Raw genomic sequence first — 13,296 nt, forward strand, 5'->3', positions numbered from 1 at the left:
ATTATGGCTGACAGAGTACCCATGACCAAAGCAGGGGAAGAGAGCCTGCGCGCAGAACTGAAGAAGCTCAAAGCCGAAGACCGGCCGCGGGTGATCGCGGCCATTGCCGACGCCCGGGAACACGGCGATTTGAAAGAGAACGCCGAGTACCACGCCGCGCGTGAGCAGCAGAGCTTCATCGAGGGCCGTATCCAGGAAATCGAAGGCAAGCTGGGTGCCGCCCAGGTGATCGATGTCACCACCATGGAAAACACCGGAAAGGTGATTTTCGGCACCACCGTGCACCTGGTGAATATGGATACCGACGAGGAAGTGTCCTACCAGATCGTTGGTGAGGACGAGGCAGACATCAAGGCAGGCAAGCTGTCGATCTCCTCGCCCATCGCCCGCGCGCTGGTGGGCAAGAACGAGGGCGATGTGGTCGCGATCCGCATTCCTTCAGGTACCGTGGAGTACGAAATTGCGGAGGTGGAGTACATCTAAGGTGCTCCGGGCAACTAAAAAGCCGGCGTGGGATTCCCCAGGCCGGCTTTTTGTTTTCTGGCCACTAAACCCACGAAAGAACACGAAATTAAAAGACGACCAATCAGTATCGTTAGTCAGTTTTTCGTGTTCTTCCGTGGCAAAAAATTATTTATTTCTTAGCAGGTTGGACAACTTAGGATTCGGCTGCTTGGCACGGCGCAGGATTACGGCGATCTTGCCGATGGTCTGTACCAGTTCGGCACCGGAGGCTTCGCACAGGGCCTCGATGGCTTCGCGTCGCACTTCACGATCCGGGCTGGCGACTTTTATCTTGATCAGCTCGTGGTCGTTCAGGGCCCGTTCCAGCTCTTCCTGGAGGCCTTCGGAAAGGCCCTTGTCGCCAACAATGATGACAGGCTTCAGGTTGTGGGCAATGGCCCGGTATTCCCGGCGTTGTTCCGGTGACAAACTCATTATGTGATCTCTTTATGGGTGCAATTAACAAAAGGTCAGCGGCGTATTGGCTGACATCATCGTATAATCCGGCAATTGTAACAGATTGGCCGGAGTCACGAATGGGCGTGTTCCCCTACAGGTGTCTCTGGTGATTTCCGCAAGTGCTGGCGGTTGGTTTTGCCCGCTCTGAATCCCGTGGCCAGTGGCTGCAGGAACATTTCGAGGGTGTCTGGGTCAAAAATCCCAGGAAGATGGCTGCCGTTCCCGGGCAGACGTTGTAATTTCGGATGTTGCGCCCACTATGAGTGGTATGGCTGACGTTGATACCTCCAGGGCCATGGGGCTGCTGCCGGAAGGCCGCGATAGTGGGCTGTTTCTGGTGGAGCGGCGTACAATTAGTGTAAGGTGTCGATAAAAGGAGCGGTGGCCTGACAGCGCTGTTCCGACAATTCACAGGTGATGATCCTTGAACGATATGGCAAAAAATCTGGTTCTCTGGCTAATCATAGCCGCTGTTCTGCTGATGGTGTTTCAGAATTTCTCTCCCACTACCAGCGGGCAACAAGTTAACTATTCCCAGTTTGTTGAAATGGTCCAGCAGGGCCAGGTTCGGCAAGTAACCATCGATGGACTGCAGGTACAGGGCACCCGGGGTGACGGGTCCCAGTTCCAGACCATCCGCCCGCAGGTGTCCGACAACAAGTTGATGGATGACCTGCTGGCCAATGACGTGGAAGTGATCGGCAAGGAACCAGAACGCCAGAGCCTGTGGACGCAGTTGCTGGTGGCGGCTTTCCCGATTTTGATCATTATTGCGTTGTTTGTGTTCTTCATGCGCCAGATGCAAGGCGGGGGCGCTGGTGGCAAAGGCCCCATGTCCTTTGGTAAATCCAAGGCGCGCCTGATGAGTGAAGACCAGATCAAGACCACCTTTGGTGACGTGGCAGGTTGCGACGAGGCCAAGGAAGACGTCAAAGAACTGGTGGATTTCCTGCGTGACCCGAGCAAATTCCAGCGCCTGGGCGGTCAGATTCCCAAGGGCGTGCTGATGGTCGGTCCTCCGGGTACCGGTAAGACCCTGCTGGCCAAGGCCATTGCCGGTGAAGCCAAGGTTCCATTCTTCTCCATTTCCGGTTCCGACTTCGTGGAAATGTTCGTGGGTGTGGGTGCGTCCCGTGTTCGCGACATGTTCGAGCAGGCCAAGAAGCAGAGCCCGTGCATTATCTTCATCGACGAGATTGATGCCGTGGGTCGTCATCGTGGCGCTGGCATGGGTGGTGGTCACGACGAACGTGAGCAGACCCTGAACCAGTTGCTGGTGGAAATGGACGGCTTTGAAGGCAACGAAGGTGTTATCGTCATTGCCGCGACCAACCGTCCGGACGTGCTGGACCCGGCGCTGCTGCGCCCCGGTCGCTTTGACCGTCAGGTGGTGGTCAGCCTGCCGGACATCATTGGTCGTGAGCAGATTCTGAAAGTTCACCTGAAGAAAGTGCCGCTGGCCGATGGTGTTGAGCCCTCGACGATTGCCCGTGGTACGCCCGGCTTTTCCGGTGCCGACCTGGCTAACCTGGTAAACGAGGCCGCACTGTTTGCCGCCCGTCGCAATCAGCGTCTGGTGACCATGGAAGAGCTGGAGTTGGCGAAAGACAAGATCATGATGGGCGCCGAGCGCAAGTCCATGGTGATGAACGAGAAAGAGAAGCTGAACACCGCTTATCACGAGTCCGGTCATGCGATCGTTGGTCGCCTGATGCCGGAACATGATCCGGTGTACAAGGTCAGTATCATTCCCCGTGGCCGTGCCCTGGGTGTGACCATGTTCCTGCCGGAGGAGGACAAATACAGTCACTCCAAGCGTTACCTGATCAGCTCGATCTGTAGCCTGTTCGGTGGCCGGATCGCAGAGGAGCTGACTCTGGGTTTTGATGGGGTAACCACGGGTGCTTCCAACGATATCGAACGCGCCACCCAGTTGGCCCGTAACATGGTGACCAAGTGGGGGCTGTCCGAGAAGCTGGGACCTCTGCAATACGACACCGAGAGCGAAGAGCCGTTCCTGGGCCGTTCCGCAGGCCAGTCCCACACGGTTTATTCGCCGGAAACCGCCCAGCGCATCGATGAGGAAGTTCGTAACATCATCGACAGCTGCTATGAAAAGGCCAAGCAGATCCTGATCGACAATCGGGACAAGCTGGACTTGATGGCCCATGCGTTGATGAAGTACGAGACCATCGACAGCGGTCAGATCGACGACATCATGGCCGGTCATGAGCCCCGTCCGCCCAAGAATTGGGGTGACAGTGGTCCAAGTGGTGGCGTCAAGGCCGATGAGCCCGAGCCGGCTGCAAGCCCCGAGCGGGGCGATGACGGTCGCCGCCCGGACGTAGGTCGCCCTGCCGGCGAGCATTGACAACTGGCCGTACAGACCGCAGTAATCCGCGCCGCCCGGTTCCCGGGCGGCGTTTGTTTTTCCTACCCGCGATGAATTCTTGTCTGGAAACCACACCATGGAAATGAATTTTGCAGGCCGTCGTCTGGATCTGTCCCGCTGCCATGTTATGGGGATAGTGAACGTTACCCCGGACTCGTTTTCCGATGGCGGACAATACAATGCTCCGGCAGCAGCCTTGTCCCGGGCCCGGCAGATGGTGGCAGACGGTGCCACGTTTGTGGATGTCGGTGGCGAATCCACCAGGCCCGGCGCCACGCCGGTATCGACCCAGCAGGAGCTCGATCGGGTATGCCCGGTGGTCGAGGCCGTTGCCCGCGAACTGGATGTAGTCATTTCTGTTGATACCAGTAACCCGGTAGTTATCAGGGAAACCGCCAAGCTGGGGGCGGGGCTGATCAACGACGTGCGAGCCCTGCAGCGTCCGGGTGCGCCGGAGGCGGCCGCGGAGGTCGGCATTCCCGTGTGCATCATGCATATTCAGGGCGAGCCGGAGTCCATGCAGGATGATCCCCGCTATCGGAATGTGCGCCGGGAGGTCAGCTCGTTTCTGACCGAGCGCATGCGGGTGGCGGAGAGCGCCGGTATCCCGGCGGACAATATCATCCTGGACCCGGGATTTGGTTTTGGTAAATCGGTTGCCCACAACTTCCAGTTGCTGGCCAGTCTCGAACAACTGCATATCCTCGGACATCCGCTGCTGATCGGGGTGTCCCGCAAGTCCATGCTTGGTGCCGTGACCGGGCGGGAGGTCGATGAACGCTTGCCCGGCAGTCTGGCAGCCGCGACAATATCCGCCATGAAAGGCGCAAGTATTTTGCGCGTTCACGATGTACGTGAAACCGTCGACGCGGTAAACGTGGTGCAGGCTACAAGGGAGGCCCTGTAATGGCAGGCAGAAAATATTTTGGAACCGATGGCATACGTGGTCGGGTCGGGGACAGCCCCATTACCCCGGATTTCATGCTGCACCTGGGATGGGCGGCGGGCCAGGCGTTCAAGCAGGAAGGCCAGCGCAACAGCGTCTTGATCGGCAAAGACACTCGTCTTTCGGGGTATATGTTTGAATCGGCGCTTGAGGCCGGGCTTTCGGCCGCCGGCGTGGATGTCAAACTGCTTGGCCCCATGCCAACCCCGGCCATTGCCTATCTGACCCGGACATTCCGCGCCTCGGCGGGCATTGTCATCAGTGCCTCCCATAACCCCCACCACGACAATGGCATCAAGTTCTTCTCGGCGGCGGGCACCAAGCTTGATGACGCCCTGGAGGAGGAAATCGAGCGCTGGCTCGACCGCCCCATCGAGGTCTGCGAACCGGAAGAACTGGGCAAGGCGAGCCGGGTGGATGATGCCCCGGGCCGTTACGTGGAGTTCTGCAAGAGCACAGTGCCCAACGAGTTTACCCTGGATGGCCTGCATATCGTGCTCGATTGCGCCCATGGCGCCACCTACCATGTGGCCCCCAAGGTGTTCCGGGAGTTGGGGGCCAGAGTCACCACGATCGGTGCCGAACCTGACGGTCTGAACATCAACCTTAACGTGGGCTCAACCCATCTGGACGCGCTGAAAAAGACCGTGGCGGAAAAACAGGCGGATATGGGTATTGCCTTTGACGGCGACGGTGACCGCGTACTGATGGTCGACCGCGACGGTTCGGAAATCGATGGCGACGAGCTGCTTTATATCCTGGCTTCCCAGCGTCACCGTGAGGGCCGCCTGAATGGGGGCGTTGTGGGTACGCTGATGACCAACCTGGGGGTTGAGCTGGCCCTGCAGGCTGCAGGCATTGCATTTGAGCGTGCCAAGGTGGGAGACCGTTATGTGATGGAGCGTCTGCTGGCCAATAACTGGCTGGTTGGCGGTGAAGGCTCCGGCCACATGGTGATCCGGGATTGCACCACCACCGGTGACGGTATTGTGTCTGCCCTACAGGTGTTACTGGCGGTTCGCCGTTCCGGGCAGACCCTGCAGCAGCTGCGCAAGGGAATGAACAAGTTGCCCCAGAAAATGGTGAACGTGCGGGTGGCAGAGCGGTTTGATCCACTGGCGCGGGACGACATTCGCCAGGCGGTGCGGGAGGCAGAGCAAGCGCTGGGCGATGCGGGCAGGATTCTGCTCCGGGCGTCCGGAACCGAGCCGCTGATCCGGGTCATGGCCGAGGGCAAAAATGCCGACGAGATTTCACGCGTTGCCGATCAGTTGGCCAGGGCGGTGGAAGCGTCCCGCGCCTGAGGCCCTTGCCGGGCGTGGCTTGTGCGCCGCAAGGGTCTGCTGTATAGTTCGCCCTCGCTGAATTCGAGGGCTGTCGAGATAGAGCAATGCGTCGAAAAATTGTAGCTGGAAACTGGAAAATGAACGGGTCGAAAGACCTGGTAGACCAGTTGGTTGGCACCGTCGCTGCTCAAGCGGGAGACTTTTCGGGCAGTCCAGAAGTGGTTATCGTGCCTCCGGCCTTGTATGTCAGTCCGGTACTTTCAGCAGCGCAGGACAAGTTGCAAGTGGGCGTGCAGAATGTTGCGCCCTGGCAATCCGGTGCTTACACCGGTGAAGTGTCAGCGTCCATGGCTGCCGACCTGGGGTGCCGTTATGTTCTGGTTGGTCACTCAGAGCGCCGGGAGTATTTTGCCGAAACCGACCAGGTGGTGGCCGAGAAAGTCCGCCGCGTGATCGAAAATGGCCTTGTGGCAATGGTTTGCGTGGGCGAAACCCTGCAGCAGCGGGAATCGGGTCGCGCCGAACAGGTGGTTGCCAGCCAGATTGAAAGCGGGCTGGCCGGCATTCAGGGCGACGAATGGGCTCAGGTGGTTGTTGCCTACGAGCCGGTGTGGGCCATCGGAACGGGTAAAACGGCGACTTCGGAAGACGCCCAGGCCATGCATTTACACATTCGCGAAGTGCTTGAATCTATGAATGCGCCTGCAAATGAGGTTTCGGTACTTTACGGCGGCAGTGTAAAAGCGGATAATGCGGCCGCTCTGTTTGCAGAGCCGGATATTGATGGTGGTCTTATTGGCGGAGCATCGCTTAAGGCCGACGAGTTTTTGAGCATTTGCCGGTCATTCCCGGTGGGTGCGTAAGCCAAATCGATTACGAGAGTTTGTATGGATTGGATGGAAACACTGGTAGTTACTGTTCACGTCGTGATCGCCGTGGCGCTGGTGGGTCTGGTTCTGATCCAGCAGGGTAAGGGCGCAGATGCCGGTGCGGCTTTTGGTGGCGGCGCGTCTCAAACCGTATTTGGCAGTCAGGGTAGCGGCAGCTTCCTGACCAAGATGACGACCCTGTTGGCCGTTGTCTTTTTCGTGACCAGTTTTTCGCTGGCGATTTTCGCCAAGCAGCGCGCCGAAGTGGCGGGTGAAGCGGGTATTCCGGTTGTTGAGGAGTCCTCGGGTTCACCCTCTGTTGATGACGCGCCTGCCGGCAATGCCGAAAGCGGCAGTGAAAGTGAGGAAGGCGGCTCCGAAGAGCTTCCGGAACTCGAGTAAAGAATATGCCCGGGTGGTGAAATTGGTAGACACGCTATCTTGAGGGGGTAGTGGCGAGAGCCGTGCCGGTTCGAGTCCGGCCCCGGGCACCATATAGAAGAAGGCGGCTTGGTATTCCCAGGCCGTTTTTTTTGGTCAGTCCTTGACCACTCCGCGCGGCGTCTCTATACTCCGGCGGATATCGGAGCCTGTGTCCACGCAGGCTTCCGGGCAGGCCAGGTGTCTGTCGGCGGGAACAGCTTGGGGCTGTTCCTTGCGAATTCTTGCAACAAAAAGCCCCGTTATCCGGGGTTTTTTGATTAAAGGGCCTGGCGCAAAAGGCCCTGTGCATAAAAAGGGCTGATCAACAGCCCTTTTTTTGTTTGTGAATTCTGAAAACCTGAAAATGGAGGCGGCGACACTTGTCAGCCAAGCTCAAGCAACTGGAAGAAATTCTGCGGCCGGTCGTGGAAGGACTGGGGTATGAACTCTGGGGCATTGAATTCCGCTCCCGGGGCCACGAATCCATGCTCCGTATTTTTATTGATGATGCCGACAATGGCATCAGCATCGAAGACTGCGAGAAAGTCAGCCGGCAGGTCAGCGGCGTGATGGACGTGGAAGACCCGATTCAGAGTGAATACACCCTGGAAGTGTCGTCTCCCGGAATGGATCGGCCGTTATTCCGCCTGGAGCAGTATCAGGAATTTGTTGGTCACAAGGTCAAAATCCGGTTGCGCATGGCTTTCGAAGGCCGCCGGAAATTCCAGGGCCTGATCAAGGGCGTGGAAGGTGACGAAGTGGTCATTGTGGTCGATGATCACGAATATCTGCTGCCCTTCGACAGCATCGAGAAGGCCAGCATCGTCCCGACGTTTGAATAGGCTCGGACGTTTGTATCATTCGCTCGAACAAGTTTCAGAAGTATCGATCATATTAAGGGCAGGGCAATCCCATGAGTAAAGAGATTTTGCTGGTAGTGGAATCCGTCTCCAACGAAAAAGGCGTGGAGAAGGATGTGATTTTCGAGGCGATTGAACTCGCCCTCGCGACCGCTGCCAAGAAACGTTATGAAGACGAGGAAGCGGACATCCGGGTTGCCATCGACCGCCGCACCGGTGAGTACGAAACCTTCCGTCGTTGGCTGGTCGTGGACAACGATGCCGTGCCTGCGCTGGGTACCGAGCTGACTCTGCAGGAAGCCGAGGAAATTGACCCGAACCTGAAGCCGGGTGATATCCACGAAGAGAAAGTGGAGTCGGTCTCCTTCGGCCGGATTGGCGCCCAGGCGGCCAAGCAGATCATCTTCCAGAAAGTGCGGGAAGCTGAGCGCACGAAAATCGTCGACAGCTACCGGGACCGTGTGGGTGAACTTGTGTCCGGTACCGTGAAAAAAGTTACCCGCGACAATGTGATTGTCGATCTCGGCAACAATGCTGAAGCGCTGCTGCCAAGGGAACACCTGATCCCCCGGGAAACTTTCCGCATGGGCGACCGGGTGCGCGCGCTACTGCTCGAGATCCGCACGGATCATCGCGGTCCGCAGCTGATTCTCAGCCGCACCGACCCGCAAATGCTGATTGAGCTGTTCCGTATCGAAGTGCCGGAAATTGCCGAGGATCTGATTGAGATCCGCGGTGCCGCCCGTGACCCGGGTTCCCGCGCGAAAATCTCGGTGAAAACCAACGACCGCCGTATCGATCCGGTTGGCGCCTGCGTTGGTATGCGGGGCTCCCGTGTGCAGGCGGTGTCCAATGAACTGGGCGGCGAGCGTGTCGACATCGTCCTGTACGATGACAACCCGGCTCAACTGGTAATTAACGCCATGGCGCCGGCCGAAGTGGCTTCCATCGTGATGGACGAAGATCGTCACACCATGGATGTGGCCGTTGCAGAAGACAATCTGGCCCAGGCCATCGGCCGTAATGGGCAGAACGTTCGCCTGGCCACGGATCTGACCGGCTGGTCGCTGAATGTGATGACCGAAGAAGAAGCCGGTGAGCGCCAGGAAGAGGAATACAGCCGTTTGCTGGAGCACTTCATCAGCAATCTGGATGTGGATGAAGAATTTGCGGGTGTGTTGATTGAGGAAGGCTTCACCTCCATTGAAGAAGTGGCGTATGTGCCGATGGAGGAAATGCTGGCGATCGACGGTTTCGATGAAGAAACCGTCACCGAGCTGCGTAACCGCGCCAAGGATGCCCTGTTGAACCAGGCGCTGGCGAGCGAAGAAGCCCTGGAAGGGGCGGAACCGGCAGAAGATCTTCTCAACATGGAAGGTATGGAGCGTGCCCTGGCCTTCAAGCTGGCCGGTATGGGCGTGCGTACGATGGAAGATCTGGCCGAGCAATCCATTGATGAATTGCTCGAAATTGAAGGTATGGATGAAGAGCGTGCGGGCCAGTTGATTATGGCGGCACGTGCCCCCTGGTTTGAAGACCAGGCTTGATTCGGGAGAGGAGGACCAGTATGGCTGATGTAACGGTAAAACAACTGGCCGCAGATGTAGGCGCTCCCGTGGATCGTTTGCTGAAGCAGATCGTGGAAGCGGGCCTGAAAGCCCGCAGCGAGAATGACACTGTCACCAGCGATGAGAAGCAGCAGTTGGTGGCCTATCTGAGAAAGACCCACGGTGAGGCCGATGCCGAACCGCGCAAGATCACGCTCAAGCGTAAAACGACCACTACGTTGAAGGCGGGTAAGGCCAAAACCGTCAACGTTGAAGTGCGTAAGCGCCGCACCTATGTGAAGCGGGCAGAATTGCAGCCGGAAGCGGCGCAGGAAGCGGAAAAACCGGAAGCGCCGGTGGAAAGTAAGGCCGCGCCGGAACAGGCGCCCGAGCAGAATGCTCCGGAAGTGACAGCTGAACCAGCGGCCAAGCCGGCCGAAGCTCCGGCTCCTGCCGAGCCGGAACAAAAAGCAGTCGAGCCTGCGGCTGAGAAGGCGTCGGAAGAAAAGGTGAGCGAGCCAGAACCGCAGCCTGAAGATATGCCGATGCCGCCGCCGGAAGATGACGGCCGCGACCGCAAACCGAAGAAAAAGAAAGAGAAGGAAAAGGCCCGCGACCGGGGTGATGATCTGGAAGAAGGCAAGCCTAAGAAGAAAAAGGCTGGCCATCGTGGCCCGCGTAATCGTCCGGTTGACGAGCCGGTGGTGCTGTCGGAGGACGACGAAGAAGTGGTTCCCCGCAAACAGCTGCGAGCCAAAAAGAAACCGAAACAGAAGCGACACGCCTTCGAGAGACCGACCAAACCTATGGTTAGAGAAGTAGAGATCCCGGAAACCATCACCGTCGGTGATCTGGCCCAGCGCATGGCGGTGAAATCCGCCGATGTGATCAAAACCCTGATGGGCATGGGCGTGATGGCCACCATCAACCAGGCTCTGGATCAGGAAACCGCGATTCTGGTGACCGAAGAGCTGGGTCACAAGCCCAAGGCCACCAGTGAAGACGCCTTCGAGGAAGAGGTGCTGAGCGAACTGAGCGAACAGGCCGAGGGCAAAGAGAAGGTCAAGCGTGCGCCGGTTGTCAGTGTCATGGGTCACGTCGACCACGGTAAGACCTCCCTGCTGGACTACATCCGTCGCACCAAGGTGGCATCAGGCGAGTCCGGTGGTATTACCCAGCACATCGGTGCTTATCACGTGGAAACCGGCCACGGCATGGTGTCCTTCCTGGATACCCCGGGCCACGCCGCGTTTACCGCCATGCGTGCCCGTGGTGCCCAGTGCACCGACGTGGTTGTCCTGGTGGTCGCCGCCGACGACGGTGTGATGCCGCAAACCAAGGAAGCGGTGGATCATGCCCGCTCCGCAGGCGTGCCGATCGTCGTGGCCATCAACAAGATGGACAAGGAAGAAGCCGATCCGGACCGCATCAAGAACGAACTGGCCGGCATGGACGTTATTCCGGAAGACTGGGGCGGCGATGTCCAGTTCGTTCCGGTCTCGGCCAAGACCGGTGAAGGTATCGACGATCTGCTTGAAGCCCTGCTGCTGCAGGCGGAAATTCTCGAGCTGGAAGCATCTCCGGATGCCAGCGCCAAAGGCGTGGTGGTTGAATCCAGTCTGGAACGCGGTCGTGGTTCCGTTGCCACTGTGCTGGTACAGAACGGCACCTTGCGCCAGGGCGATACCCTGGTGGCGGGCGCCTACTACGGCAAGATCCGCGCGATGACCGACGAAGCCGGCAAACAGGTGAAAGAAGCCGGGCCGTCCATTCCGGTGGAAATCCTCGGTCTGAACGGCACGCCGGACGCCGGTGACGAGTTCTTCGTTGTCGCTGACGAGAAAAAAGCCAAAGAGCTGGCCGAGTTCCGCCAGACCCGTGAACGCGAGCAGCGTCTGCAGCGCCAGCAGGCGGCCAAGCTTGAGAACATGTTCGAGAACATGGGCAAAGATGAGGTCAAGACCCTCAATGTCGTGCTCAAGACCGACGTGCGCGGTTCCCTGGAAGCCATCGTCAAGGCTCTGCAGGATCTGGGTAACGACGAAGTTCAGGTGAAAATCGTCTATTCCGGTGTCGGCGGTATTGCCGAAACCGACGTCAGCCTGGCCATGGCTACCAACGCCGTGATCTTCGGCTTCAACGTGCGTGCCGACAACGCCGCCAAGAAGCTGGTGGAGCAGGAAAACCTGGATCTGCGCTACTACAGCATCATCTACAACCTGATTGATGACGTGAAAGCGGCCCTGACTGGCATGCTGGCGCCGGAATTCCGCGAGCAGATCCTGGGCGTGGCCGATGTGCGTGATGTCTTCCGTTCACCGAAGTTCGGCCAGGTGGCCGGCTGCATGGTGACCGAGGGCAACGTCTACCGTAACAAGCCGATTCGTGTGCTGCGTGATAACGTGGTGATCTTCGAAGGCGAGCTGGAATCCCTGCGCCGCTTCAAGGACGACGTTCAGGAAGTGCGTAACGGCATGGAGTGCGGTATCGGCGTGAAGGGTTACGATGTGAAAGTCGGTGACCAGATCGAAGTCTTCGATCGCGTCCAGGTTGAACGTCAGCTCGAATCCACGGGGGCCTGATGGCACGGGAATACAGTCGCGTTGATCGCATCGGCGATCAGATGCAGCGTGAGCTGGCCCAACTGATCCAGCGCGAGGTGAAAGACCCTCGCGTGGGACTGGTCACGATCAACGATGTGAAAGTCAGTCGTGACCTGGGCTACGCCGATATCTATGTGTCTTTGCTCTCTACCGAAGAGCTGACTGAAGAGTCACCGGAGATTCAGGACTGTCTGCAGGTACTGAATAAAGTGTCGGGCTTTCTGCGTGGCCAGATTGGCCGTGCCATGAAGCTGCGTGTGGTGCCGCAACTGCGCTTCCATTTCGATACCCTGCAGGGCGAGAGCCGCAGGATGGACCGCCTGATTCGCGAAGCGGTGGGCGACCAGCCGGCCGTGCCCCGCGATGACAACGACGACCCGGTATCTGATAACCCGGAGCGTGACGCTTGAGCCGTAAACGCAAAGGCCGCAACGTAAATGGCATCCTGGTGATTGATAAACCCCAGGGTGTCACCTCCAATGGAATTCTTCAGCAGGTCAAACGCCTGTACGGTGCGGCCAAGGCCGGCCATACCGGAGCGCTTGATCCCCTCGCTACCGGCGTTCTGCCGCTGTGCTTTGGTGAAGCCACCAAGTTTTCCCAGATGATGCTCGACAGTGACAAGGCCTATGTCACCACCGCCAGGCTAGGTATTCGCACCGAAACCGGCGATAGTGAAGGCGCCGTGGTGGAAGAAAACCCGGTGCCGGCCTTGACCGAGGCCGACGTGGAGCAGGTGCTGGAGCGGTTCCGTGGTCCCATTGAGCAGGTGCCGTCCATGTACTCGGCGCTCAAGCACCAGGGGCGTCCGCTCTATGAATACGCCCGGGAAGGTATCGAGATCGATCGCCCGGCCCGTCCGGTCACTATCCATGAACTGACCTTGCTCGCCATGCGCGAGAACGAGCTGGACCTGGCGGTGAGCTGTACCAAGGGCACTTACGTGCGTTCCCTGGTCGAGGACATCGGCAACGCCCTGGGCTGTAGCGCCCACGTCAGTGCCCTGCGTCGCACCATGGCCTCCGGTTACACACTGGAGGACGCCCACGCGGTTCCGGAACTGGAAGCCATGCGCGAAAAAGGCGAAAGCCTGGACGGCCTGCTGTTGCCGCCGGAAAGCGCATTGACCATGTTTCCGGAGGTGCAGCTTTCCGGGCCATCGTTGGTATCGATATTGAACGGACAACCGGTTAAAATGACCGATCAGCCTGTCGAAGGGTATGTGCGCCTGTATGGCAATCACTCGTTTGTCGGGCTGGCAGAAGCATTACCAATGGACGAAGGCATTGAACTGGTGCCCCGTCGGTTGGTCAAGAGCAGCCAGCGGTCCTAAGTTTTCCGCTGGCTGATTAGCCGGGCTGTAGAGATGCGCGGTTCGGCTGAATTCGATAAGCATCGCAACTAATG

Annotated in this window: 12 protein-coding genes and 1 tRNA gene; 12 read left to right on the forward strand and 1 reads right to left on the reverse strand. The window is 58.5% G+C overall.

Annotation, left to right across the window (positions count from 1 at the left end; translation table 11 throughout):
- The first annotated feature begins 3 nt into the window (after positions 1-3).
- The gene (gene greA, locus BMZ63_RS03280; RefSeq protein ID WP_091701592.1) at positions 4-483 is read left to right on the forward strand and encodes a transcription elongation factor GreA; all 480 of its coding nucleotides are present in this window, start codon (positions 4-6) and stop codon (positions 481-483) included.
- Between the two features lie 147 nt (positions 484-630).
- Here greA and yhbY read toward each other — a convergent pair whose 3' ends face one another.
- On the reverse strand, positions 631-939 hold the full coding sequence (gene yhbY, locus BMZ63_RS03285; protein WP_091701594.1) for a ribosome assembly RNA-binding protein YhbY: 309 nt from the start codon (positions 937-939) through the stop codon (positions 631-633).
- A gap of 448 nt (positions 940-1,387) precedes the next feature.
- On the opposite strand from yhbY, the gene ftsH reads away from it, so the two are divergent.
- From ftsH to truB, 11 genes are all read left to right on the forward strand, one after another.
- Positions 1,388-3,334 (forward strand): ATP-dependent zinc metalloprotease FtsH, encoded by a 1,947-nt coding sequence (ftsH, locus tag BMZ63_RS03290; protein WP_177187017.1) that lies wholly within the window; start codon positions 1,388-1,390, stop codon positions 3,332-3,334.
- A gap of 97 nt (positions 3,335-3,431) precedes the next feature.
- The gene (folP, locus tag BMZ63_RS03295) at positions 3,432-4,262 is read left to right on the forward strand and encodes a dihydropteroate synthase (protein WP_091701597.1); all 831 of its coding nucleotides are present in this window, start codon (positions 3,432-3,434) and stop codon (positions 4,260-4,262) included.
- Positions 4,262-5,605: a phosphoglucosamine mutase gene (glmM, locus tag BMZ63_RS03300; RefSeq protein ID WP_091701600.1), complete on the forward strand. Its 1,344-nt coding sequence runs from the start codon at positions 4,262-4,264 to the stop codon at positions 5,603-5,605. Before folP ends, glmM begins: the two co-directional genes overlap by 1 nt.
- Positions 5,606-5,691: 86 nt before the next feature.
- The gene (tpiA, locus tag BMZ63_RS03305) at positions 5,692-6,450 is read left to right on the forward strand and encodes a triose-phosphate isomerase (RefSeq protein ID WP_091701603.1); all 759 of its coding nucleotides are present in this window, start codon (positions 5,692-5,694) and stop codon (positions 6,448-6,450) included.
- Positions 6,451-6,474: 24 nt separating this feature from the next.
- Positions 6,475-6,858 (forward strand): preprotein translocase subunit SecG, encoded by a 384-nt coding sequence (secG, locus tag BMZ63_RS03310; protein WP_091701605.1) that lies wholly within the window; start codon positions 6,475-6,477, stop codon positions 6,856-6,858.
- A gap of 7 nt (positions 6,859-6,865) precedes the next feature.
- Positions 6,866-6,950: transfer RNA gene (locus BMZ63_RS03315), tRNA-Leu, on the forward strand.
- Between the two features lie 309 nt (positions 6,951-7,259).
- A complete protein-coding gene (gene rimP, locus BMZ63_RS03320) occupies positions 7,260-7,721 on the forward strand; it encodes a ribosome maturation factor RimP (RefSeq protein ID WP_091701608.1) in 462 nt (153 codons plus the stop codon).
- Between the two features lie 71 nt (positions 7,722-7,792).
- On the forward strand, positions 7,793-9,286 hold the full coding sequence (nusA, locus tag BMZ63_RS03325; protein ID WP_091701610.1) for a transcription termination factor NusA: 1,494 nt from the start codon (positions 7,793-7,795) through the stop codon (positions 9,284-9,286).
- Positions 9,287-9,306: 20 nt separating this feature from the next.
- Positions 9,307-11,868 carry a translation initiation factor IF-2 gene (gene infB, locus BMZ63_RS03330; RefSeq protein ID WP_091701613.1) on the forward strand — a complete coding sequence of 854 codons (2,562 nt, stop codon included), beginning with the start codon at positions 9,307-9,309 and terminating at the stop codon, positions 11,866-11,868.
- Positions 11,868-12,299 carry a 30S ribosome-binding factor RbfA gene (gene rbfA / locus BMZ63_RS03335; RefSeq protein WP_091701614.1) on the forward strand — a complete coding sequence of 144 codons (432 nt, stop codon included), beginning with the start codon at positions 11,868-11,870 and terminating at the stop codon, positions 12,297-12,299. The genes infB and rbfA overlap by 1 nt, the downstream gene beginning before the upstream one ends.
- Complete coding sequence (truB, locus tag BMZ63_RS03340; protein WP_091701617.1) at positions 12,296-13,222, forward strand: tRNA pseudouridine(55) synthase TruB; 927 nt, start codon at positions 12,296-12,298, stop codon at positions 13,220-13,222. The genes rbfA and truB overlap by 4 nt, the downstream gene beginning before the upstream one ends.
- Positions 13,223-13,296: the final 74 nt, after the last annotated feature.

It is taken from the genome of Marinobacter persicus, assembly GCF_900114155.1.
GTDB classification, from domain to species: domain Bacteria; phylum Pseudomonadota; class Gammaproteobacteria; order Pseudomonadales; family Oleiphilaceae; genus Marinobacter; species Marinobacter persicus.

Bases quoted from the DNA above. Each gene is read 5' to 3' on its own strand.
- greA (WP_091701592.1), top strand. From the start codon at position 4: ATGGCTGACAGAGTACCCATGACCAAAGCAGGGGAAGAGAGCCTGCGC.
- yhbY (WP_091701594.1), bottom strand. From the start codon at position 939: ATGAGTTTGTCACCGGAACAACGCCGGGAATACCGGGCCATTGCCCAC.
- folP (WP_091701597.1), top strand. From the start codon at position 3,432: ATGGAAATGAATTTTGCAGGCCGTCGTCTGGATCTGTCCCGCTGCCAT.
- glmM (WP_091701600.1), top strand. From the start codon at position 4,262: ATGGCAGGCAGAAAATATTTTGGAACCGATGGCATACGTGGTCGGGTC.
- tpiA (WP_091701603.1), top strand. From the start codon at position 5,692: ATGCGTCGAAAAATTGTAGCTGGAAACTGGAAAATGAACGGGTCGAAA.
- secG (WP_091701605.1), top strand. From the start codon at position 6,475: ATGGATTGGATGGAAACACTGGTAGTTACTGTTCACGTCGTGATCGCC.
- nusA (WP_091701610.1), top strand. From the start codon at position 7,793: ATGAGTAAAGAGATTTTGCTGGTAGTGGAATCCGTCTCCAACGAAAAA.
- infB (WP_091701613.1), top strand. From the start codon at position 9,307: ATGGCTGATGTAACGGTAAAACAACTGGCCGCAGATGTAGGCGCTCCC.
- rbfA (WP_091701614.1), top strand. From the start codon at position 11,868: ATGGCACGGGAATACAGTCGCGTTGATCGCATCGGCGATCAGATGCAG.